This is a genomic window from Roseateles sp., from assembly GCF_965229315.1.
Taxonomy (GTDB): Bacteria; Pseudomonadota; Gammaproteobacteria; order Burkholderiales; family Burkholderiaceae_C; genus Pelomonas.
In genome coordinates this window covers 891,219-913,488 of the sequence record NZ_CBDDJA010000001.1, presented here as the reverse complement: position 1 = coordinate 913,488, position 22,270 = coordinate 891,219, and the positions used below count along the sequence as shown (strand labels likewise).

At 70.5% G+C, this 22,270-nt stretch carries 17 protein-coding genes and 1 riboswitch; of the genes, 5 read left to right on the top strand and 12 right to left on the bottom strand.

Annotated elements, in window-relative coordinates:
- Nucleotides 1–112 precede the first annotated feature (112 nt).
- Genes ACO07H_RS04205 through ACO07H_RS04190 form a run of 4 tightly spaced genes read right to left on the bottom strand, consistent with a single transcriptional unit; the run spans nucleotide 113 to nucleotide 7,200 of the window.
- Nucleotides 113–856: a queuosine precursor transporter gene (locus tag ACO07H_RS04205; protein WP_422011434.1), complete on the bottom strand. Its 744-nt coding sequence runs from the start codon at nucleotides 854–856 to the stop codon at nucleotides 113–115.
- A 2-nt stretch (nucleotides 857–858) separates the two neighbouring features.
- On the bottom strand, nucleotides 859–4,164 hold the full coding sequence (locus tag ACO07H_RS04200) for a PAS domain S-box protein (protein WP_422011432.1): 3,306 nt from the start codon (nucleotides 4,162–4,164) through the stop codon (nucleotides 859–861).
- Nucleotide 4,165: 1 nt separating this feature from the next.
- Entirely contained in the window at nucleotides 4,166–4,966 is an 801-nt protein-coding gene (gene pyrF, locus ACO07H_RS04195) for an orotidine-5'-phosphate decarboxylase (RefSeq protein ID WP_422011430.1), read from the bottom strand.
- A complete protein-coding gene (locus ACO07H_RS04190; RefSeq protein ID WP_422011428.1) occupies nucleotides 4,963–7,200 on the bottom strand; it encodes a putative bifunctional diguanylate cyclase/phosphodiesterase in 2,238 nt (745 codons plus the stop codon). The genes pyrF and ACO07H_RS04190 overlap by 4 nt, the downstream gene beginning before the upstream one ends.
- 73 nt (nucleotides 7,201–7,273) lie before the next feature.
- On the opposite strand from ACO07H_RS04190, the gene ACO07H_RS04185 reads away from it, so the two are divergent.
- On the top strand, nucleotides 7,274–7,792 hold the full coding sequence (locus ACO07H_RS04185) for a GNAT family N-acetyltransferase (RefSeq protein ID WP_422011426.1): 519 nt from the start codon (nucleotides 7,274–7,276) through the stop codon (nucleotides 7,790–7,792).
- Here ACO07H_RS04185 and purB read toward each other — a convergent pair.
- Genes purB through ACO07H_RS04170 form a run of 3 tightly spaced genes read right to left on the bottom strand, consistent with a single transcriptional unit; the run spans nucleotide 7,789 to nucleotide 11,472 of the window.
- Nucleotides 7,789–9,165, bottom strand: a complete 1,377-nt coding sequence (gene purB, locus ACO07H_RS04180) for an adenylosuccinate lyase (protein ID WP_422011424.1) — start codon at nucleotides 9,163–9,165, stop codon at nucleotides 7,789–7,791. The two genes, ACO07H_RS04185 and purB, sit on opposite strands and share 4 nt — an antisense overlap.
- Before the next feature lie 52 nt (nucleotides 9,166–9,217).
- A complete protein-coding gene (locus tag ACO07H_RS04175) occupies nucleotides 9,218–10,246 on the bottom strand; it encodes a M48 family metallopeptidase (RefSeq protein WP_422011422.1) in 1,029 nt (342 codons plus the stop codon).
- On the bottom strand, nucleotides 10,246–11,472 hold the full coding sequence (locus ACO07H_RS04170) for a YjgN family protein (RefSeq protein WP_422011420.1): 1,227 nt from the start codon (nucleotides 11,470–11,472) through the stop codon (nucleotides 10,246–10,248). Before ACO07H_RS04170 ends, ACO07H_RS04175 begins: the two co-directional genes overlap by 1 nt.
- Nucleotides 11,473–11,662: 190 nt before the next feature.
- On the opposite strand from ACO07H_RS04170, the gene ACO07H_RS04165 reads away from it, so the two are divergent.
- Nucleotides 11,663–12,292 (top strand): glutathione S-transferase family protein, encoded by a 630-nt coding sequence (locus tag ACO07H_RS04165; protein WP_422011418.1) that lies wholly within the window; start codon nucleotides 11,663–11,665, stop codon nucleotides 12,290–12,292.
- Between the two features lie 30 nt (nucleotides 12,293–12,322).
- Here the strand turns inward: ACO07H_RS04165 and ACO07H_RS04160 are convergent, their stop codons facing one another.
- Both ACO07H_RS04160 and ACO07H_RS04155 read right to left on the bottom strand, forming a co-directional pair.
- Entirely contained in the window at nucleotides 12,323–12,970 is a 648-nt protein-coding gene (locus ACO07H_RS04160; RefSeq protein WP_422011416.1) for a hypothetical protein, read from the bottom strand.
- 103 nt (nucleotides 12,971–13,073) lie between these two features.
- Entirely contained in the window at nucleotides 13,074–14,729 is a 1,656-nt protein-coding gene (locus tag ACO07H_RS04155; RefSeq protein ID WP_422011414.1) for an FMN-binding glutamate synthase family protein, read from the bottom strand.
- 86 nt (nucleotides 14,730–14,815) lie between these two features.
- Between ACO07H_RS04155 and sppA the strand changes: the two genes are divergently transcribed.
- The 3 genes from sppA (at nucleotide 14,816) to metW (ending at nucleotide 18,736) form a co-directional block, all read left to right on the top strand.
- The gene (gene sppA / locus ACO07H_RS04150) at nucleotides 14,816–16,687 is read left to right on the top strand and encodes a signal peptide peptidase SppA (protein ID WP_422011412.1); all 1,872 of its coding nucleotides are present in this window, start codon (nucleotides 14,816–14,818) and stop codon (nucleotides 16,685–16,687) included.
- Between the two features lie 56 nt (nucleotides 16,688–16,743).
- Nucleotides 16,744–16,819, top strand: a riboswitch (SAM riboswitch).
- 83 nt (nucleotides 16,820–16,902) lie between these two features.
- Complete coding sequence (gene metX, locus ACO07H_RS04145; RefSeq protein ID WP_422011410.1) at nucleotides 16,903–18,087, top strand: homoserine O-succinyltransferase MetX; 1,185 nt, start codon at nucleotides 16,903–16,905, stop codon at nucleotides 18,085–18,087.
- Between the two features lie 73 nt (nucleotides 18,088–18,160).
- A complete protein-coding gene (gene metW / locus ACO07H_RS04140; protein WP_422011408.1) occupies nucleotides 18,161–18,736 on the top strand; it encodes a methionine biosynthesis protein MetW in 576 nt (191 codons plus the stop codon).
- Nucleotides 18,737–18,903: 167 nt separating this feature from the next.
- On the opposite strand, the gene ACO07H_RS04135 is transcribed toward metW, so the two are convergent.
- The 3 genes from ACO07H_RS04135 to ACO07H_RS04125 form a co-directional block, all read right to left on the bottom strand.
- Complete coding sequence (locus ACO07H_RS04135; RefSeq protein ID WP_422011406.1) at nucleotides 18,904–19,089, bottom strand: hypothetical protein; 186 nt, start codon at nucleotides 19,087–19,089, stop codon at nucleotides 18,904–18,906.
- Between the two features lie 93 nt (nucleotides 19,090–19,182).
- Nucleotides 19,183–20,910 carry an MORN repeat-containing protein gene (locus ACO07H_RS04130; protein ID WP_422011404.1) on the bottom strand — a complete coding sequence of 576 codons (1,728 nt, stop codon included), beginning with the start codon at nucleotides 20,908–20,910 and terminating at the stop codon, nucleotides 19,183–19,185.
- Entirely contained in the window at nucleotides 20,907–22,250 is a 1,344-nt protein-coding gene (locus ACO07H_RS04125; RefSeq protein WP_422011402.1) for a hypothetical protein, read from the bottom strand. The genes ACO07H_RS04130 and ACO07H_RS04125 overlap by 4 nt, the downstream gene beginning before the upstream one ends.
- Nucleotides 22,251–22,270 lie beyond the last annotated feature (20 nt).

Here is a 22,270-nt window from a genome sequence, read left to right as displayed (position 1 = left end):
CGTCAACGACAAAGGGTACCGAGTGCCCTTCGTCGTGGTCTGAATTTGCGGGCCGAGCGCCGGGCGGCCCCCAAGCTGGCCCGCGTTCAGCAGGCGAGCCTGGGCGGCGTGCTCAAACCTTGAGGCTGAACGGATTGAAGTTGGTGCTGCTGTCGAAGTGGTCCACGCCCTCGACGCGCTTCAGGAACGCGACAGCCTTGGCGGTGGCGGGGTACATGACGGCTTCCCAGATGGTCTTGAAGAGGTACTGGGTGACGATGACGGCCAGCAGCTGCTCGGTGGGCCAGATGCCCGAGAACGCGATCAGGAAGAAGAGGCTGGTGTCCACGAACTGGCCGACGACGGTGGAGCCGACGATGCGCGCCCACAGGTAGCGGCCCTTCGTCGCCACCTTCATCTTGGCCAGCACGAAGCTGTTGGCGAAGCTGCCGCAGGCGAACGCGACCATGGAGCCGGCGACGATGCGCCAGGTGTTGCCGAACACGGCCTCCAGCTGCGGTTGGTAGACGGCCATGAAGTCGTTGTTGGCCGGTGGCAGGTGCACGACGACGAAGGCCATGAAGGCCGCGAACAGCAGCGCGCCGAAGCCGGCCCAGACGACGCGGCGGTCACGGCCGTAGCCGTAGACCTCGGTCAGGATGTCGCCAAAGATGTAGCTGATCGGGAAGAAGAACAGGTCCGCGCCGAAGGTGACGGTGCCGATGACCGGCAGCGTGAGCTGCGCCGCCTTGGCCGCGCCGATCAGGTTGGAGCACAGCAGCACGCAGACGAAGGCCGCCATGATCAAGTCGTAGTACTTGAAGCTGCGGGGCGCGGAAGCGTTCATGAAGCGCGGTCTCCTCGGTGGAGCCGGCATTGTCAGCGCTTGGCGGTCAAGCGCAGCAGCGTCTGGTGCAGTTTGGGCGTGTCGATGGGCTTGGTCAGGAAGTCGTTCATGCCGGCCGCGAAGGCGTCGTCGCGCTCGGAGACCAGCGCCGCCGCGGTCAGCGCGACGATGGGCAACTGCTCGGCCGAGTAGTGCTTGCGCAGCTCGCGCGTCGCGTCATGCCCGCCCATGACCGGCATCTGCACGTCCATCAGCACGATGTCGAAGGGCTTGCCCACGCTGGCCGCCGCCAGCACGGCTTCGATGGCCTGGCGGCCGTCGCTGGCCTGCGCGACCTCCATGCCCCACTGCTCCAGCTGGGCCACGGCGATCAGCATGTTGACGGGGTGGTCCTCGGCGATCAGCACGCGCAGGCCGTGCAGCGCCTCCTGCGGCGGGCTGGGCGAGCGCGCCTCGCGCGGCTGGTGCGTCAGCGGCGCGGGCGCGGCCGGCAGCGGCAGCTCGGCCCAGAAGGTGGAGCCTTCGCCGGGCGCGCTGTGCATGCCGACCTCGCCGCCCATCAGCGTGGCCAGCTCGCGGCAGATGGACAGCCCCAGGCCCGTGCCGCCGAAGCGGCGCGTGCTCGACTCATCGGCCTGCGTGAAGGGCTGGAACAGCCGCGCCTGCTGCTCCGGCGCGATGCCGGCACCGGTGTCGTGCACTTCCACGCGCACCCATTCGCCGGCGCTGCCCTGGCTGTTGACGGCCAGCGCCTTCACGCTGACCGTGATGCCGCCATGGGCCGTGAACTTCAGCGCGTTGGTCAGGTAGTTGGACAGGATCTGGCGCGTGCGCAGGGGGTCGCCGAAGACCCAGCCGGGCAGCGCCGGGTCGATCTCCAGCGTGAAGGCCAGGCCGCGCGCCTGCGCGAGCGTGACGTAGGCCAGGCGGATGGACGCGAGCAGCTCGCGCAGCGAGAAGGGCTGGGTCTCCAGCGTCAGGCGGCCGGCCTCGATCTTGGACAGGTCCAGGATGTCGGAGATCAGGCCGGACAGGCTTTCGGCGCTGTCCATCATCTGGTCCAGGTAGTCGCGCCGCTGGGCCTCGGACAGGTCGGGCTGCTGCGCCAGGCGCCCCAGGCCCAGCAGGCCGTTGAGCGGCGTGCGGATCTCGTGGCTGGTGTTGGCCAGGAAGGCGCTCTTGGCGCGGCTGGCCGCCTGGGCCTCGTCCTTGGCCATCGCGAGCTGCGCTTCGACGCGGCGCCGTTCGGTCACGTCCTCGATGATCCAGATCGTGCCGCCGCGGCTGGGGTGCGCCGGGTCGACGACTTGCGCCAGCAGCCGGGCGAGGAAGGTGGAGCCGTCGCGGCGGCGCATCGTGCGCTCGACCTCGACCTGCTCGCCGGCGGCCAGCCGTGCGCCGAGGTCGCGGCCGACGGCCTGCCAGTCCTCCACGGTCGGCCAGACGACGCTGCCGTGCTGGCCGATCAGCGTGCCGCGGGCCCAGCCAAACATCGCCTCCACGCGCGGGTTGGCCAGCACGAACTGCTGGTCGCGCGTCAGCGCGATGCCGATGGAGGCGTTCTCCAGGATGGCGCCATGCACGAGCCGCGTGCGCTCGCTCTCCGACACGTCGCGGGCGTACAGCACCAGGTAGTTCTGCCCGTCCATCTCGAAGGGCGCGACCGACACCAGCATGGAGACGGCGCCGCCGTCCTTGCGGCGGAAGTTGATGGGCATGTTGTTGGCGATGCCGTCGCGGCGGATGGCCTCGCGCACCGCCGTGCGGTCGGCCGGGTTGTGCCAGATGCCGATCTCCTCGGACGTGCGGCCCAGCACCTCGGTGCTGTTCCAGCCGGTGAGCGCCTCGAACGCCTTGTTGACCATCGCATAGCGGCCGCTGTCCGCCTCGGTCAGCGTGATGACATCGGGGCTGGTGGCGACCAGGTGCGACAGCAGGCCTTCCGAGCGGCGCAGCGCGTCCTGCGCGCGACTCTGCTCGGTCTGGTCGGTGAAGAAGGTCAGCGTGGCCGGCCCCGACGCGGTCTCGACACGCACGCTGGTGGCCTGCACGAGGCGCCGGCGCCGCGACAGCGTGCGCAGCCGGTACTCCGCCATCGGCTGCATCGCACCGGGCGCCAGGCCCTCCAGCCGCGCGGCCTGCTGGCGCGCGCTCTCGTCGTCGCCGGGTTCGTAGTGGCTGAACAGGTCCTGGCCGACCATGCTGGAGCGCTGCGCATAGCCGAACATGGCCATGGCCGCGGGGTTGGCATCGACGACACGGCCCCAGCGGTGCAGCACCAGCGGGCTGGGCGAGCGGCGGAACAGCTCGCGGTAGCGCGTCTCGGTGGCGTGCACGGTCTGCTCGGCGGCGACCTCGTGCGTCACGTCCCGGCCCACGCCCCAATAGCCGCGGAAGTTGCCCTGGGCGTCGAAGCGCGGCTCGCCGCTGATGGACACCCAGCGCGGGCTGCCGTCGATGCCGGTGCGGCGCGCCACCATGCCGTGGAAGGGCCGGTGCGACTCCAGGTCGGCGCGGTGGGCGTCGAGCTCGTCCTCGCTCAGCCCCATGCCGTCGATGTCCCAGGGCGTCTTGCCGATGCGGCAGCTCAAATCCAGGCCCGAGTTGCCCGGCCGCTCCTCGGCCACGTGCGTGAAGCGGAACTCGCGGTCCATCTCCCAGTACCAGTCCACGGCCATGCCCAGCAGGCCGCGGAATCGCGCCGTGCGCTCGTCGGCTTCGGCCAGCGAGCGCTTCACCATCTTCAGCAGCCCCAGCCCGGCGATCAGGCCCGACCCGAGCAGGCCGAACTGCAGGATGACGCGCAGCACCAGGCTGGACGATGCCGACGGATGCGTGGCCCAGCCCAGCATCTCGCCCACGGCCAGGCCCGCCAGCGCGGCGCCGGCGAGGCCCGCCAGCGCGAGGCCCGCACCCAGGCCCAGCAACCCGGTCGCGAAGGCGACGATGAGGCTCATCAGCGGCAGGCTGAGGGACCACAGGCCCAGGTCGCGCGACACGGCGGCCACCACCGGCAGCGCCAGCACCAGCGCCAGCATGCCCAGCGCGATCAGCGGCTGCTCCTCGTGGCGCGTCGAGCGCGACAGCAGGGCCAGGCGCAGCAGGGCCAGTGCCGAGATCAGCAGCGCGAGCGCCGGCGGCGCCAGGCCGTCCATCCATTCGCCGGGCTGGCGCGTGAACCACAGCAGCAGCGCCACCGGCACGAAGACGGGCGCGCACGCCAGCAGGAACACCCGCGAGGCGGCCCAGCGCATGCTGCTGTGCAGGCGCTCGCGCTGCTGCTCGGGCGGTGCTGCGTGCCCGACGAGGCTGCTGAGGTCTTCGCCGGCGCGGGCCATGTCAGGTGAGCGTCTGTCGGGTGGCTTCGGCGACGGCGCGGGCGCGCTCGGCGAAGTCGGCGCCGCTGCCGGCGTAGAGGATGGCACGCGAGGAGCTGACGATCAGCGGCGCGCTGCGGCCCGCGGCCTGCACGACGGCCGCCGCATCGCCGCCCTGCGCGCCGACGCCGGGCACCAGCAGCGGCAACGTGGGCGCGAGTTCGCGCACGCGGGCGATCTCGGCCGGATAGGTCGCGCCGACGACCAGGCCCAGCTGGCCGTTGCGGTTCCACTGCGTCTCGGCGAGGAAGGCCAAGTGCTCGAACAGGCGGGGCTGGCCCGGCACGTCGGCCAGGCGCTGCATCTGCCAGTCGTCGCCGCCCTTGTTGGACGTGCGGCACAGCAGGATGGCGCCCTTGCCCTCGTAGCGCAGATAGGGCTCGACGGAGTCGAAGCCCATGAAGGGCGACAGCGTCACGGCGTCGGCCTGGTAGCGATCGAAGGCCTCGCGGGCGTACTGCTCGGCGGTGGAGCCGATGTCGCCGCGCTTGGCGTCCAGGATGACGGGCACGCCGGGTGCGACGTCGTGGATGTGCGCGATCAGCCGTTCGAGCTGGTCCTCGGCGCGGCAGGCGGCGAAATAGGCGATCTGTGGCTTGAACGCACAGGCCAGGTCGTGGGTCGCGTCGACGATGGCCGCGCAGAAGTCGAAGATCTTGGACGTGTCGCCCGCCCAGCCATTCGGCAGCCTGCCCGGCTCGGGGTCGAGGCCGACGCACAGGCGCGAGTGGGACTGGGTTTGGAGCTGGGCAATGAAACTCATGTCAGGGCAAGGACGGAAACTGAAGTCGCGGTGCGGGACAGCACGAATTCGGCGAAGGCGGCAGCGGGCAGCGGGCGGCTGAACAGGTAACCCTGCACAGCCAGGCAGCCCTGGTGGCGCAGGAAGGCGAGCTGCCCCTCGGTCTCCACACCTTCAGCCAGGGTCTGCAGGCCCAGCGCCTCGGCCATGCGGATGACGGCGTCGACGATGGCGCGGTCTTCCGAATCTTCCGTCAGGTCGCGCACGAAAGATTGATCAATCTTGAGCTTGCTGACGCGGAACTTCTTCAGGTAGCTGAGCGACGAATAGCCGGTGCCGAAGTCGTCGATGGACAGCTTCACGCCGCGGGCGTGCAGTTCGTTCATGACGGTGATGGCGACGGCCGGGTTGTCCATGGCCGCGCCCTCGGTCAGCTCCAGCTCCAGGCGCCGGGCGGGCATGTGCAGCTCGGCGAGCACGCGGCCCACCAGTTCGGGCAGGTTGTCGTGGCGGAACTGCACGGCCGACAGGTTCACGGCCATCGTCAGCTCGGGCAGGCCGGCGGCGTCCCAGCGCTTGAGCTGCGACAGCGCTTCGCGCAGCACCCATTCGCCGATGGGCAGGATGAGGCCGGAGCTCTCGGCGACCGGGATGAACTCGGCCGGCGACACCCAGCCCAGCTCCGGATGCTGCCAGCGCAGCAGCGCCTCGGCGCCGACGATGCGGGGCTCACCGCCGTCGTCCAGCGCGAACTGCGGCTGGTAGTGCAGGCTGAGCTGGTGGCGCTCCAGCGCGCGGCGCAGCGCGTTCTCCAGCTGCAGCGCGCGGGCCGACTGGGCCTGCATCTCGCTCGTGAAGAAGCGGTAGGCGTTGCGGCCGTCCTTCTTGGCGCGGTACATGGCCGCGTCGGCGCACTTGCACAGCGTGTCGAAGTCGTCGCCATCGGTCGGGAACATCGCGATGCCCATGGACGGCGTGACGTTCAGCTCCTGCGGGCCGACCTGGAACGGCGCGCTGGCCAGCGCCATCAGCTTGTTGGCGAGGTGGGCGGCGCCGGCGATGTCGGTCTGCGGCAGCACCAGCACGAACTCGTCGCCGCCCATGCGCGCGACCGTGTCCTGCTCGCGCACGGCACCGCGCAGCCGCGCGGCGAGCTGGCCCAGCAGCGAGTCGCCGACGCGGTGGCCCAGCGAGTCGTTGACGTTCTTGAAATGGTCCAGGTCCAGGAACAGCACGGCCAGCGGTTCGTCGCCGCGGCGCGCGATGTCAATGGCCTGGCTGGCGCGGTCAGCCAGCAGGTGGCGGTTGGGCAGCCCCGTGAGTGGGTCGAACAGCGCCAGGCGTTCGGCGCGCGCCTCCGCGGCCTGCTGCTCGGCGATCTTGAGTTCCAGTTCGGCGACGGTCTGGCTGAGCTGCTGTGTGCGCTGCTCCACCAGCGCTTCGAGCTGGTGCTTGGCGGTCACCAGGTCGTGCTCGACCCGCTTGCGGGCGGTGATGTCCTGCGTGATCCAGATGGAGCCGCGCGACAGGTCGCTGCGGTCGATGGCCTTGCTGCGCACCTCGCACCAGACCGTCGTGCCGTCCTTGCGGCCCAGCAGCATCTCGGCCTGGAAGGAGTCGCCGCGAGACAGCGGCTCGTAGCAGCGGTCGCCGGCCGCCTTCCAGTCCTCGTCGCTGAGGTACCAGGTGCGCGAGAGGGCGCCGTCCAGCTCGCCCGGCCCGTAGCCGAACAGCTGCTCGAACGCGCGGTTGCAGCGCGTCACGCGGCGCCCGCGCAGGAAGACGATGCCCACCATCGCATGGTCGAGGATGAGCTGCTGCTCGGCGTGCAGGTCCGCCAGCGCGGCGTCGGCCTGGCGGCGCTCGCTGATGTCGTCGACGATCCAGATGGAGCCATCGGCCGGGTCGTCGGCATGGATGAGCCGGCCGGTCAGGTGCGCCCAGAACAGCGAGCCGTCCTGGCGCCGCATCATCTGCTCGCCGCGGAAGGTTTCCCCGGCCGACAGCACCGGGTAGGCGCGCGCGCCCAGGCTGCGCGCGGCCTGCTCGGTCTCGTAGAGCTCGGTGCTGCGCGTGCCGACAGCCGCCTCGGGGCTGCCGAAGCCGAAGATCTCGGCGTAGCGCTGGTTGCAGCGCACCACCATGCGCGACTTCAGGAACACGATGCCCACGCCGGCATTGGCCAGGATGACATCCAGTTCACGCAGGGCCTGGCTGAGCGCGGGGTTGTCGCTGGAGTCGGGCGCGAGGCTCATGAAGGCGTGTTTAAGAGGCGGCGGTCTTGCAGCTGGCGGCGGATTGGAGCATGACCGGTTATTGTCTTGTCTCATGCATATCCTGGACACCGAACGCCTGTCGCTGCGTGAATTCACACCGCAAGACGCCCCCTTCCTGCTGCGCCTCGTCAACGAGCCGGGCTGGCTGCGCAACATCAACGACCCCGGCGTGCGCAACGTCGACGACGCGCTGGCCTGGGCCGAGGGCCGGCTCTTCAAGGCCTACCGCGAGCTGGGGCACGGCTTCTGGGCCGTGCAGCGGCGCACAGATGACGGCAGCGGCGAGCTGGTCGGCATGTGCGGCCTGTTCAAGCGCGCCGCGCTGCCCGAGCCCGACCTCGGCTACGCGCTGCTGGCCGAGCACGAGGGCCGCGGCTACGCGCTGGAGGCCGCGCGCGGCTGCGTGGCGCATGCGAAGTCAGCGCTGGGCTGGACGACGCTGATGGCCATCACGGCCCTGGACAACCCGCCCAGCGTGGCGCTGCTGCTGAAGCTGGGCTTCGCCGAGCAGGGCCAGGAACAGCTGGAGGGCTACAACGAGCCCTCCCGGGTGTTCCGGTTGAGTCTCTAGACGCGGCGGGCCAGGTCTTGCGCCAGGCCCGTGTAGGAGCCCGGCGTCATCTTCAGCAGGCGCGCCTTCTCGGCCTTGGGCAGGTCCAGGCCCTCGATGAAGGCGCGGAGGGACTCCTGCGTGATGGCCTTGCCGCGCGTCAGCTCCTTGAGCTGCTCGTAGGGGTTGGGCAGGCCGAAGCGGCGCATGACGGTCTGGATGGGCTCGGCCAGCACTTCCCAGGCGGCGTCTAGGTCGTCGGCCAGCGCGGCCTCGTTCACCTCCAGCTTGCCCAGGCCCTTGGCCAGCGAGTCGTAGCCCAGCAGTGCATAGCCCAGGCCCACGCCCATGTTGCGCAGCACGGTGGAGTCCGTCAGGTCGCGCTGCCAGCGGCTCACGGGCAGCTTCTGCGAGAGGTGCGTCAGCACAGCGCTGGCCAGGCCGAAGTTGCCTTCCGCGTTCTCGAAGTCGATGGGGTTGACCTTGTGCGGCATCGTCGAGCTGCCGATCTCGCCCGCCTTGGTGCGCTGCTTGAAGTAGCCTAGCGAGATGTAGCCCCAGACGTCGCGCGACCAGTCGATCAGGATGGTGTTGGCGCGCGTGAACGCGTCGAACAGCTCGGCCATGTAGTCGTGCGGCTCGATCTGGATGGTGTACGGGTTGAACGTCAGCTTCAGCTGCTTCTCGATGACGGTCTTGCTGAAGGCCTCCCAGTCATGCCGGGGCCAGGCCGACAGGTGGGCGTTGAAGTTGCCCACCGCGCCGTTCATCTTGGCCAGCGGCTTGACGGCCGCGATGCGCGCGCGCGCCGTCACGAGGCGTGCGACGACGTTGGCGATCTCCTTGCCCACCGTCGTCGGGCTGGCCGTCTGGCCGTGCGTGCGCGAGAGCATCGGCACGGCGGCGAACTGGTGCGCCATCTTGCGCAGCGTGGCGACGATGCCGTCCAGCGCCGGCAGCATGACCTCGTCGCGCGCGGCCTTCAGCATCAGCGCGTGGCTGGTGTTGTTGATGTCCTCGCTGGTGCAGGCGAAGTGCACGAATTCACCGGCGGCCTGCAACTCAGGCTGGCCCTCGAAGCTGCGCTTGATCCAGTACTCCACGGCCTTCACGTCGTGGTTGGTCGTGCGCTCGATGGCCTTGATCTCTTCGGCATCGGCCTCGCTGAACTTCTTCACCAGCCGGCGCAGGCGCGAGCGCGCGGCGGACGACAGCGGCTTGAATTCCTTGAAGCCGGCGTCGGACAGCGCGATGAACCACTCCACCTCGACCTGCACGCGGCGGTGCATCAGCCCGTACTCGGACAGCAGCGGGCGCAGGGCGGCCACCTTGGCGGCGTAGCGGCCATCCAGCGGCGACAGCGCGCTGATCGGGTTGAAGTCGGGCGTGGTCATGGCGGGCCGGCGGGTCGTGGAAAACCCGCAATTCTAGTTTTCAGCGCGCGCGTCAGTTCTCGCTGAAGAACTTCACGCGCTCGGCATCGGCCGGATGCGTGGAGATGGCGATGGCCACCGGGTTGTTGTCGACACTGGCGTGCCCTTTGGCCACGCGCTCGAAGAAGACGGCCATGCGCGACGCGTCCACGCCACCCGCCCGCGCCAGCGCGCGGGCGTAGAAGTCGGCCTCGCGCTCGTTGTCGCGCGAGTAGGCATTGCCCGCCAGCACGGCCGGCGCCGCGGCGAGCAGCGCCGAGAAGTCGCCCACGATGACGGACGCGACAACGCTGACCGCGCCCGCATGCAGCATCAGCCGCAGGCCGTGGCGATGCTGCACATGGCCGAGTTCATGGCCCAGCACCGTCATCAGCGCGTCAGGCTCGTCGGCCAGCAACGCCACCAGCGCATCGGTGACGACGATGTCGCCGCCCGGCAGCGCGAACGCGTTCGGCCCCAGCGCCTTGCCGCCGTCGCGGAAGTGGATCTCGAAGTACTCGGGCAACGCCACCGGTGCACCGGCCCGGGCGCGTGCCACGACGGCGGCCCAGCGCTGCTGCAGCTCGCGTTGCTGCTCGGCGGACAGCCGCGTGGGCTTGAGCCAATCGGCGTCCAGCCCGTCGAGCACGTGCTCGCCCAGTGCGCGCTCGGCGGAACGCGGCAGTGCGGCGACGGCCGTGTCCACTGCCCATGGCAGGCCCCATCGGTAGCCGGCCGCCAGTGCGGCCAGCAGCAGCAGCAGCGACAGCGCGGCCAGCCGCCAGCTTTGCTGCCACCGCACGACGACGCTGTCGCCGCGGCCCGAAGCGAGGGCCCAGGCATCGAAGGCGGTGCCGTCGGCAAAGCTGAGCAGGCCGCCGCCCGGCAGCAGGATATGGCGCTGGCCGTGGCGCTGGCGTTCGGGCCAGGTCAGGCGCGCGAGCGGCGCGGTCTGGTCGCCAAAGTGCAGCGTGGCGCCGTCCAGCCACACCTGCACCGGTTGCGCCCGGGCGCTGCGGCCGTCGAACCAGTCGGCAGCCAGGCGGGGTGGCAAGGCGTGCATCACAGCCCCATGTCGATGCCGAAGAAGTCCCCGGCGATGTCCCCGGTGGCATCGGCATGGCCGGCGCCAGCGGCTGCCACCCAGTCGGCCGGGTCGTCGTCGCAGCCGATGCTGACGGCCTCCAGCCGCAGCCGCGCCGTGGCCACTGCCGCGAAGGGCCGGTACAGGCCCAGCGTCAGCGCGGTCAGCAGCCAGTTCTTCAGCGTCAGCGTGAACAGGTCCCGAAAGCGCAGCCGGCTGATGAAGGCCAGCGCTTCGCTGCGCGTGCCGTTCCAGGCCAGGTTCTGCATGCGCGCCGCGCCGTAAGGCAGCACGACGGCGAACATCAGCAGGTAGCCCAGGCCCACGCCGACGCCGAGCAGCACGTTGCTCAGCAGCGCGCGCTCCGGGCCGCCTTCGCCGCGGGTCAGCGCGACCACCATGGCGACCAGGAGGCCCGCCACGATCATGGGCAGCACGGCCACGCCGAGGGTCTTGAGCGACAGCAGGTAGATCTTCGCGACCGACAGCTTCACGCGGCCATGCTGGCCGGCGATGCGGTAGCCGTCGTGCTGGTAGCGCTTGAACAGCGTCAGCGACCAGGGCGTGAACAACACCAGGCACAGCGCGCCGACGGTATACACCGCCATCGCCGGCGTGAGCCCGGCGGCCGCCTCTGCCGACCCGGCGGCTGCGCTGCCCTGGCCGATCAACGCCGCGCCGCCGACCAGCGCGATGGCCGGCAGGTAGCTGGGTGCGCAGGCCAGGTAGGCGCCGGCCAGCGAGCCGTCGAAGCGCATGCGCAGCCCACGCCAGCTCGTGTTGGCCAGCCGGAACTGCAGCGAGGCCCGCCACAGCGCCGGCCATACCGCGCACAGCAGCAGGAAGGCCGGGAACGCGGCCGCGGGCGACAGGTGGCCGGCACCGCTATAGACGGCCATCAGCACGACCAGCAGGATGAAGCCGCGGAACATCTTCCAGGCGTCGCCGTGAAAGCTCAGCGCCTGTCCATCGACCCGCGTGTTCGCATAGAAGTAGCGGATGCGCCGCGCCTTGGCGAAGGGCAGGTACAGCCCGAGCGTGACGAGGATGAGCAGCAGGTTGACCGCCCAGATGCGGAAGTACTCGCTGCCCGAGCCGGTGAACCGGATGCAGAGCACGCGCGGCGCAGCTGCCGCTGATGGTGAGGCTGCCGCGGGCGGCGGCGGTTGGGCGGCCGCGGTCGTGGCGTCGTCGATGTCTTGCATGGGATCTCCCTGTGAACGGCGCCGTCTGTCGCGGCGGACCGGCCAACACTCTCGCCGCCGCGGGCAGCGCTGGCAACCCCTGCTTGCACGGTTGTCGGCACGAGCCGACAGGCCGGTTTCAAGGGCGGATCACCAGGGGGCGCTGGCTAGAATCGTCGCCATTCGTAACCCCTGTTGATCTATGACCGCGATGAAGTTGATCGGCTCTCTCACCAGCCCCTATGTGCGCAAGGTGCGCATCGTGATGGCCGAGAAGAAGCTCGACTACCAGTTCGTGCTCGAAGACGTCTGGGGCAGCGACGCCATCCTGAAGATGAACCCGCTGGGCAAGGTGCCCTGCCTGGTCATGGAAGGGCAGGACTCCATCACCGGCGCGGTGTTCGACTCGCGCGTCATCGTCGAATACGTGGACACGCTGTCGCCCGTGGGCAGGCTCATCCCCGAGCGCGGCCGCGAGCGCTGCGAAGTGCGCACCTGGGAGGCGCTGGCCGACGGCATCGTCGACGCCGCCATCCTGGTGCGACTGGAGCGCACCTGGACGCACCGCACGCCGGAGCAGCGCAGCCCGGCGTGGATAGACCGCCACCTGACCAAGGTCACGGCCGGGCTGGCCGCGATGAGCCAGGGCCTGGGCGAGAAGGCCTGGTGCTCGGGCAACCATTTCTCGCTGGCCGACATCGCCGTCGGCTGCGCACTGGGCTGGCTGGCGTTCCGCTTCCCGGAGATCCACTGGCGCGAGGCGCACCCGAACCTGGCGCGCCACATGGACAAGCTGTCGCTGCGCCAGAGCTTCATCGACACGGCGCCCATCGCCGCCTGATCCCCCCGGGCCGGGCGCCGCGCCGCCGGCTCAGGCGATCAGGAGTTCGCGCGAGCGCACGTGCAGCAGGCGTACGAGGCGCCACACGCGGCGCTCGATCTCGGCGGCTTCCAGCGTCCACAGCGCGGCGATCTCGGCCAGCAGCAGGCCTTGCGACAGCAGCGTCAGCAGATGCCGGCTGGCCTGGTCGATCTGGCGGCCGGCGGGGCTGGCGTCCAGCGCGGCCGGGGCCTGGCGGGCGGTGGCGAGCGGGCTGCGCTCGATGCCGAAGGCGGCCAGCGCCTGGCGCGACAGCTGCGGGCTGAGCATCGCGCGGCGGTCATGCAGCCGCGTCAACGCCTGGACAAGTCCCGGGCCGTTGCCGTCGTCCACGTGGTACGCGTTCGCACCGGCACTCAGCGCCGCGAAGAGCTGCAGGTCGTCCGCCGTGGGCGTCAGCAGCAGCAGCTGCGGGCGCACGGGCATGCGGCCCAGTTCCAGCGCGACGCGCATCGCATGGCTGTCAACCAGCCGCAGGTCGCTCGCGACGATGTCGGGCGCCAGGGTCGCGATCTCAGTCAGCGCATCGGCCAGCACATGGCTGCTGCCGGCCAGCTCCACGCCGGGCGCCTGCAGCAGCAGCGAGCGCGTGCGTTGCAGCGTCGGCGCGCTCTGACGGAGGAGGTAGACGGTGGGCATGGCGGACAGGAAGCGGAGCGGATTGTGCGCGCTTTGACCTTTCATCCACAGTCCATAGCCCCTGCCTGGGCGGCGCCCCCTCAAGCGGGCGGTTGCCAGACGGTCAGGAGGGCGTGCGTTCGATGGCGCCCTGGGGCGCGAAGCTGTGCGCGCTGGCCAGCGGCCAGTAGATGCGGAAGGTGTTGTGCGGCAGGTCGCCGCGCAGCAGCGCGCCGGGCTCGACGAAGGGCAGCAGGTTGGCCAGCAGCCGCACCTCGTGCTTGTCCAGCCGGTGCACGATGTGCTGCGCCGTGATCTCGCGCGGGTGGCACAGGCCGGCCGCCTCGACGAGTTCCTTCAGCGCCTTCAGCGTGTTCTGGTGGAAGTTGGCCACGCGCTGCGCCTTGTCGGGCACGACGAGGGCGCGCTGGCGCTGCGCATCCTGCGTCGTCACGCCCGTGGGGCAGTGGCCCGTGTGGCAGGCCTGGGCCTGGATGCAGCCCAGCGCGAACATGAAGCCGCGCCCCGCGTTGCACCAGTCGGTGCCCAGCGCCATCAGGCGCACGATGTCGAACGCGGTGGTGACCTTGCCGGCGCAGCCGATCTTGATCTGGTCGCGCAGGTTCAGCCCCACCAGCGTGTTGTGCACCAGCAGCAGCCCTTCCTGCAGCGGCGCCCCGACGTAGTTGGTGAACTCCAGCGGCGCCGCGCCCGTGCCGCCCTCGGCGCCGTCCACGACGATGAAGTCCGGCGTGATGCCGGTCTCCAGCATCGCCTTGGCGAGCGCGAACCACTCCCACGGGTGGCCGATGCAGAGCTTGAAGCCGGTCGGCTTGCCGCCCGACAGCGTGCGCAGCTGCTCGATGAACAGCATCATCTCCACCGGTGTGGAGAACGCGCTGTGCCGCGACGGCGAGATGCATGACACGCCGGCCGGCACGCCGCGCGCGGCGGCAATTTCCTCGGTCACCTTCGGCCCCGGCAGCACGCCGCCATGGCCCGGCTTGGCACCCTGGCTGAGCTTGAGCTCGATCATCTTGACCTGCGGGTCGCGCGCCGCGGCCTCGAACTTCTCGGCACTGAAGCTGCCATCGTCGCCGCGGCAGCCGAAGTAGCCCGAGCCGATCTCCCAGATCAGGTCGCCGCCGTGCACGCGGTGGTGTGCGCTGATCGAGCCTTCGCCCGTGTCGTGCGCAAAGCCGCCGATCTTGGCGCCCTTGTTCAGCGCCAGGATGGCGTTGGCGCTGAGCGCGCCGAAGCTCATCGCCGAGATGTTGAAGACGCTGGCCGAGTAGGGCTGCGGCCGGCCGGCGCCGATGGTGATGCGGAAGTCGTGGCTGGTCAGGTGCGTGGGCGCGAGCGAATGGTTGATCCACTCGTAGCCGCGCGCGCCCACGTCGAGCTGGGTGCCGAAGGGGCGCTGGTCGGGGTCGCCCTTGGCACGCTGGTAGACGATGGAGCGCTGCGCCCGCGAGAACGGTGCGGCCTCGTTGTCGCCCTCCAGGAAGTACTGGCGGATCTCGGGGCGGATGAACTCGAACAGGAAGCGCAGGTGCCCGATGACCGGGTAGTTGCGCAGGATGGAGTGGCGGGGCTGCCAAGCGTCGCGCAGGCCCAGCAGCGTCAGTGCCAGGAACAGCACCGCGAGCAGCCCGTCGGTCAGGCCGGCCGTCCAGCTCAGCGCGAAGAACAGTGCGAGCACGCCGCACAGCGCCCAGGTCAGGTAGCGCAGCGGGAAATGCTCGTTGATGCGTCGCGTCCAGCCGGGCCAGGCAAGCATGGGCAGTCTCGTCAAACCGTGATCGGCGCATGCTACGGCGGAAGCGCCGCACAATCGCCGGGCATCAACCCTCAAGGTAACGCCCGATGAAATCCCTGTTCTCCGGCATCGGCTGGCTCTTCTCCAAGGCCTGGTGGCTGCTCGACGGCACGCGCCGCGCGCTGATGAACCTGCTCGTGCTGCTGCTGATCGCCATCGTGGTCATCGCGCTGCTGACGCGCGGCCCCAAGCCGCTGGCCGAGAAGACCACGCTGGTCGTCAAGCTCGACGGCAGCCTCGTCGAGCAGTTCTCGGGCAGCGCGCGCGAGCAGCTGCTGGCCGAGGCCCAGGGCCGCGGCATCGCGCGCCAGACGCGCCTGCGCGATGTGCTGGCCGTGCTGGAGCAGGCGGCGAAGGACGACAAGATCAGCGCCGTGCTGCTGGACACCGACGAGCTCGGCGGCGCCGGCCTGGCCGGCCTGCACGAGGTCGGCGCCGCGCTGCAGCGCTTCAGGAAGAGCGGCAAGCCGGTGCTGGCCTATGGCGACAACTACAGCCAGCGCGGCTACTTCCTGGCGGCGCAGGCCAGCGAGGTCTACCTGCACCCGATGGGCATGGTGATGATCGAAGGCTTCGGCCGCTACCGCACCTACTACAAGGACGCGCTGGACCGCATCGGCGTGAAACCCAACCTCATCAAGGTCGGCACGTACAAGAGCTTCGCCGAGCCCTACACCTCGACCGGCCCCAGCCCCGCGACGCTGGAGGCCGAGGGCCTGGTCTACGGCGAGCTGTGGCAGGGCTTCACCGGCAGCATCGAGGCCGCGCGCAAGCTGCAGGCGGGCAGCATCGCCCAGGGCATCGAGGAGCTGCCCCAGCGGCTGGCGGCCGTGAACGGCGACGCGGCCCAGCTCGCGCTGCAGGGCAAGCTCGTGGACGGCCTGAAGACGCGCGACCAGATGCGCGAACTGCTCATTTCCAAGGGTGCGCGGGACGAGCAGAGCAAGAGCTTTCGCCAGGTGTCGCTGGGCGAGTACCTGGCCCACGTGAAGGACGCGGGCGCACCGAACACGCTGCAGCCAGGCGTCGGCATCGTCGTGGCCGAGGGCGAGATCGTCGATGGCGACGCAGGCCCGGGCCGCATCGGCGGCGACTCCACCGCGCGGCTGATCCGCAAGGCACGTGAGGACGAGGGCATCAAGGCCGTCGTGCTGCGCGTGAATTCGCCGGGCGGCAGCGCGTTCGCGTCCGAGATCGTGCGCCGCGAGCTGGAGCTGACGCGCCAGGCCGGCAAGCCCGTCGTCGTCTCCATGGGCGACGTGGCGGCCTCGGGCGGCTACTGGATCTCCCTGTCCAGCGACGCCGTCATCGCCGACGCCGGCACCATCACCGGCAGCATCGGCGTGTTCGGCATGCTGCCCACCGCCGAAGGGCTGATGGACAAGCTGTCGCTGCACACCGGTGGCGTCACGACGACCTGGCTGGCCGGCGGCGGCTACGACCCGCGCCGCCCCCTGGACCCGCGCATGCAGGCGGCGGTGCAGTCGGGCATCGACCACATCTACGCGCGCTTCACCGGCCTGGCCGCCCAGGCGCGCAAGAGCACGCCGGAGAAGATCGACACCGTCGCGCAGGGCCGCATCTGGACCGGCAACCAGGCCCGGGAGCGCGGCCTGGTCGACCGCATCGGCAGCTTCGACGACGCAGTGCAGACGGCCGTGCAGCTCGCCAAGCTGGAGGTCAAGGCCGGCGAGAAGCCGCGCCTGGTGTACGTCGAGCGCGACATGAGCCGCAGCGAGCGGCTGCTGGCGTCGCTGGGCGACGTGCTGGCGCCGTCGCTCATCCAGGCGCTGGGCCTGGACGGCCTGCCGGCACCCGTCATGCAGGAGCTGGCAGTGCTGAGGGACCTGGCGCGCATGTCGGCGCGGGGCCAGTGGGAGCGGGCGGCGGTGGTGCACTGCCTGTGCGGGGCGCCTTAGGCCAGGGGCGACGCTTCCATGAGGGGTGATCCCCCACCGCGCGTCCGTTAAACTCCGCGCCATCAAGCGCCGATTTGTTCCGGATTGCGGGCGCTCTACAAATGCCGCTAAACAGGGCTCCGATCAACCGGCGTCCCGCAACAGTGGCCGCCGGTTTTTTTATTGACCCTTCGCGCCTGAACGGCGCAAAGCGTCTGATGTTTTGGAGTAGGGCCATGACGGGCCGAAGCGTCGGCGACGTGTCGCCGCAGAGTTTTCATTTCGACGAACCGCTGCCGCTGCGCAGCGGGGCGTCGTTCGGGCCTTACGAGCTGATGGTGGAGACCTACGGCCAGCTCAATGCCGAGCGCAGCAACGCCGTGCTGGTGTGCCATGCGCTGAACGCCAGCCACCATGTCGCCGGCACCTACGCGGGCCAGCCGAAGAGCGAAGGCTGGTGGGACAACCTGATCGGCCCGGGCAAGCCGCTGGACACTGACAGGTTTTTCGTCATCGGCGTCAACAACCTCGGGTCCTGCTTCGGCTCCACGGGGCCGATGCACGTCAACCCGGCGACCGGCCGGGCCTGGGGCGCGGACTTCCCCGTCGTCACCGTGCACGACTGGGTGGACGCGCAGGCCCGCGTCGTCGAGCGCTTCGGCATCCTGAAGCTGGCGGCGGTGCTGGGCGGGTCCTTGGGCGGCATGCAGGCACTGGACTGGGCGCTGCGCTACCCCGAGCGGCTGGGCCACTGCATCGCCATCGCGACGGCCCCCAACCTGTCCGCGCAGAACATCGCCTTCAACGAGGTCGCCCGCCGTGCCATCGTGACCGACCCGGACTTTCACGGTGGCCACTTCTACGCACACGGCGTGGTGCCCAAGCGCGGCCTGCGCGTGGCGCGCATGATCGGCCACATCACCTACCTCAGCGACGACGTCATGGCCGAGAAGTTCGGCCGCGAGCTGAAGTCGGGCAAGGACGGCGCGCTGGGCTACTCGACGCAGGACATCGAGTTCCAGATCGAGAGCTACCTGCGCTACCAGGGCGACAAGTTCAGCGACTACTTCGACGCCAACACCTATTTGCTCATCACGCGCGCGCTGGACTACTTCGACCCCGCGCGCGAGCATGGCGGCGACCTGACCCGCGCGTTCGCGTCGGCGCGCGCCAAGTTCCTTGTCGCGAGCTTCACGACCGACTGGCGCTTCTCGCCGGACCGCTCGCGCGAGATCGTCAAGGCGCTGCTCGACAACCGGCTGGACGTGAGCTATGCCGAGATCGATGCGCCCCACGGGCACGACGCCTTCCTGCTGGACGACCCGCGCTACCACGGCGTGCTGCGCGCCTACTTCGAGCGCATTGCCGGCAGCCTGTGCCCGGCGGCGCGGCCGGTGCAATTCAAGGGGGTGGCGGTATGAACGCAGCGCAGGGCCGACCCACACCCGCTCGTGCCGCCCCGGGGGCACAGGCCGCAGGCCGAAGGGGGCATCCATGAGCTTCGACCCCGCCATCGCGGCGCTGGTGCCGCCCGGCTCGCGCGTGCTGGACCTGGGCTGCGGCACCGGCGAGCTGCTGGAGCACCTCATCAAGCACAAGGGCTGCAGCGGCTACGGCGTGGAGCTGGACGACGCCAACCTGCTGGCCTGCATGAAGCGCGGCGTCAGCGTCATCCAGCGCAACCTGGAAGAGGGCCTGTCCATCTTCGAGGACCAGAGCTTCGACGTGGTGCTGCAGCTGGAGACGCTGCAGCACCTGCGCAATGCCGAGCAGATGCTCAAGGAGACCGCGCGCGTCGGCAAGCTGGGCATCGTCAGCTTCCCCAACTTCGCCCACTGGCCCAACCGGCTGCAGGTGCTGTTCGGCCGCATGCCGGTCACGCGGGCGCTGCCCTACGAGTGGTACGACACGCCCAACATCCGCGTCGGCACCTTCGCCGATTTCGGTGTGCTGGCGCGCAAGAACCGTCTGAAGATCCTCGACAGCTTCGGGCTGCAGGACGGGGGCGTCGTGCGCCGGCTGCCGAACCTGCGCGCCAGCGTCGCGGTCTTCAAATTCGAACGCGAATGATTGAAGCCTCTTGCCCCAACTGGCCCTGCTGAACGCCGGCCGGCTGGGTCGGTCCCCCGCGGGGACGGCGATGATGCGGCGTAGAGCCGCATGCGCATCGCCTCAGGCGGGCCGGCTTGAGAGCGGCCCGGTGTTCAGCCCGGCGCTCGGCCCGCTCAGACGCGCGGTCAGGCCGTCTTCTTGTGGCCCTTCTTGGCGTGCTTCTTCTTGGTCTTGGTGACCTTCTTGGCACCGGCCTTGGCCTGGATGCCGCTGCTGACGTGGCTGCCGGGCTGGTGCTTGACGGTGCGTGCCTCGGCGGCCGGGGCGGCAAAGGCGATGGCGAGCGCGGCGGCGGTGAGCAATGTTTTCATGGGACATCTCCTCTGTTTGGAACGCGCGGAGGTTAACTTGCGGGGCAGTCTCAAGCCTGACATGCCGGTCGGCGGCACAGCGATGTCGCGCACTCAGTTGCCCTTGCGGACCGTGTAGCCGTCGTCGGTGCGCTCGTCGTCCTTGAAGATGCCCTCCCAGCGGTCGCCGCTGGGCCAGAAGAAGACGCCTTGCCCGTGCTTGCGCCCGCGGGCCCAGGCGCCTTCGTACTGCTCGCCACTCTTCCACTGGTACTTGCCCTGGCCGTGCGGGTTGCCCGCCTCGAACTGGCCTTCGTAGATGTCGCCGCTGGGAAACACCATGCGGCCCTGGCCCTGCGGCAGGCCGGCCACCATCTGGCCCTCGTACTGGTTGCCGTTGGCGAAACGCATCCTGCCGCGACCGTGCGGCTTGTCGTCGATCCAGTCGCCCTCGTAGCGCTGGCCGCTCATCCAGACATAGTTGCCCTTGCCGTGCGGCAGGCCGTGCCGGATCTGGCCGGTGTAGACGTCGCCGGACGAGTAGGTCAGCTTGCCCTCGCCCTCGGGCTGGCCGTCGATCAGCGTGCCGTCGAACACATTGCCGTTCGCGAACGCCATGACGCCGCGTCCGGTGGCGCGGTCGTCCGCCCATTCGCCCTTGTAGCGCTGGCCGCTGGCCCAGCGGATCTCGCCCGTGCCGCGGCGCCGGCTGTGGTCCAGCATGCCTTCGTAGACATCGCCGTTCTTCCATTCGACGCGGCCGGTGCCGCTGACCGTGTCGTCGTCCTCGCGGACGAACTGGCCCACGTAGTGCGTGTCGCCGGCCGTGCGGTCGAAGAGCCTGGGTTCGGCCGGCGCGGCCGTTGGCGCCGCCGCGGCCGGGGCGGCTGCGGCCTGCCGGGCGGGCGCGGTGACGGCAGGTGCCGGTGCGGCGGTAGGCCTGGCCGCTGCGACGGCCGCAGCGGCGCCGGCCTTTGGGGCGGCTGCCACGGCGGTGGCTGCCACGGCAGCGGGGGCCGGCGGGGGCGCGGGCGCGGCGGGCAGCGCCGTCGCCACCCATGGCGTGCCGCGCTCGCGGGCCAGTGCCTGGGCGTTGTTCAGCGCCAGCTCCTGCGCGCTGCCCTTGCAGAGCTTGGCGGTGTCGCGCCACAGCGTCTCGGCGATCTGGCTCTGCACCTGGCGCTCGGCCAGCGGCAGGGCCGCGCCGCTGTTGCGCAGCTTGGTGGAGAACTCGCGCGCACGCTCGAACGGCACGGCGCAGAACTCGGCGTTGTGGCCGTCGATCTCGCTCTGCTCGCGGCGGCGCTGGGCGGTCTGCTGCTGGCTGCCGTTGCACTGCTCCACGGCCAGGTCCCACATGCCTTCGGCCTTGCGGTACAGGCTGGCCGCCTCGGCGAAGCGCCGCTCGCCGAACGCCCCGCGGGCCAGCTCCTGCAGTGCGGCGGCGTCGCGGTGGGCGCTCTCGCACTGGCTGCCGGCCTGCATGCGTTCGGCCAGCGCGTCGCGCGTCTTCTGGCTGTCGGCCATGTTGCGCTGGGCGCGCTCGCGGGCGCGGCCGTCGCAGCTGAGGATGGCGCCGCCCCATTGGTCAATGGCCTCGTCGTACAGCTTGACGAGCGCCTGCAGCGGCTGGTTCTGCGACTGGGCCGTGGCAGCGCGCAGGTCGGCGGACAGCGCGCGGCTGCTCAGCTGCGCGCAGCTGGGCGGTGGTGGCGCGGTGGCCCCCGGGGCACTGGCGGCGCTGGCCGCGCTGTCCGGCAACGGCGTCGGCACGGGCGGCGGCGTCTGCGCCAGCGCGGCTGCCACTGCAAGCAGCAGGGCGAGGGTGGCGGCCCGCTTCATCTCCTTGACCCGGATTCAGCCGGCAGTTCCAGCATCGCGTCGATGAGGCCGCGCGAGAAGCGGCCGCCGGCGCCGGGGTCGTCCGGGCTTTCGAAGGCGAAGCCGGCCTGCGCCGAGGCCAGCGGCATCGAGCCGATCTCGGCCAGCAGCGCGTCGGCGCGCAGGCCGCCCAGGATGGCGACGACCTCGGCCTCGAAGCCGCGCGCCGCCGCCACCTTGTTCAGCGCCGCCAGCCGGTCGGCGTCGAACAGGAAGGCGTTGGAGAACAGGTTGTGCTGGATGAGCTTCTGGTGCAGCGTGAAGCCGGCAACCGGCGGTGCCCCCAGCGCGGCCATGCGCGCGAAGGCCCAGGTGTCGGCGTAGTCGAACGTGGTGGCGGCGATGCGCGAGACGCCGCCCAGCGAACCGCGGTTGGCGGCGGCGGCCTGCATCACGCTGACGACCTGCTGGCGCGTGAGCTGCTGCGCCGCGTCGGTGACGCCTTCGCGCAGCCGTTGCATGGCCAGCGACTTGCCCTGCTCGATGAGCTGCTGCTTCAGGAACTCGGTCGCCGCGCTGGCCGCCGCGTTCCTGGCCGCGCTGATGGCCGCGTCGGCCGCGAGCGCGGCGGCCTTCACGCCGGAGGCCAGCGTGGCGAGGTTGTAGAGCGTGCCGGCAATCTTGACCGCGTAGTGGTAGGTCTTCATGCGGGCGCCACCCTCTTCGGACAGCCCCTGCGTCCACAGCACCATCCACAGCGCCTCGTCCGGCGTGGGCTCGGCCTGCGTCACCTCCAGCGGGTGCAGGCTGAGCAGCCAGTGGTAGTCCTGCAGCCTGGGCGTGTTGGGCGGCGCGAAGCGCGTGTAGCCCCGGCAGACCTGGAACGGCTTGACCAGCACGGCCTTGCCGCCGGCTACGCCCATCTGGAAGGGCTTGCCCTCGTCGCGTGCCTCGGCCATCCACTCCAGCAGCTTCTCGCCGTCGTCGTCGGCACGGGAGCCGACGCGGTTGATGCGCGTGCCCGCAGCCACCGGCGAGTCCTGCGTGACGGCGATGACGGTCAGCCGCTCGTCCACCAGCAGCGCGCGCGCCCAGGCCACGCGGTCGTCGGCGTCCCAGCCGGCGCTGGTGGCGACGGCGAAGGGCAGCTCCCACTGCTTGTCGCAGTCCTTGTCGTTGAGCGCCGCGCTGCGCGCGATGGCGGGGCGGATCAGCCGCTCGCCGGCGCCGTAGGCGCGCATGCCGGCCAGCAGCTCCTCGTTGACCTTGCGGCCGTCGTCCACCGTGAACTTGGGGCCGGACGCGCAGCCGGTCAGCAGCGCGACCACGGCAAGGAAGGCGAACAGGGGCAGGCGGGGCATCGTGGCGTCGAGCCTAAGGG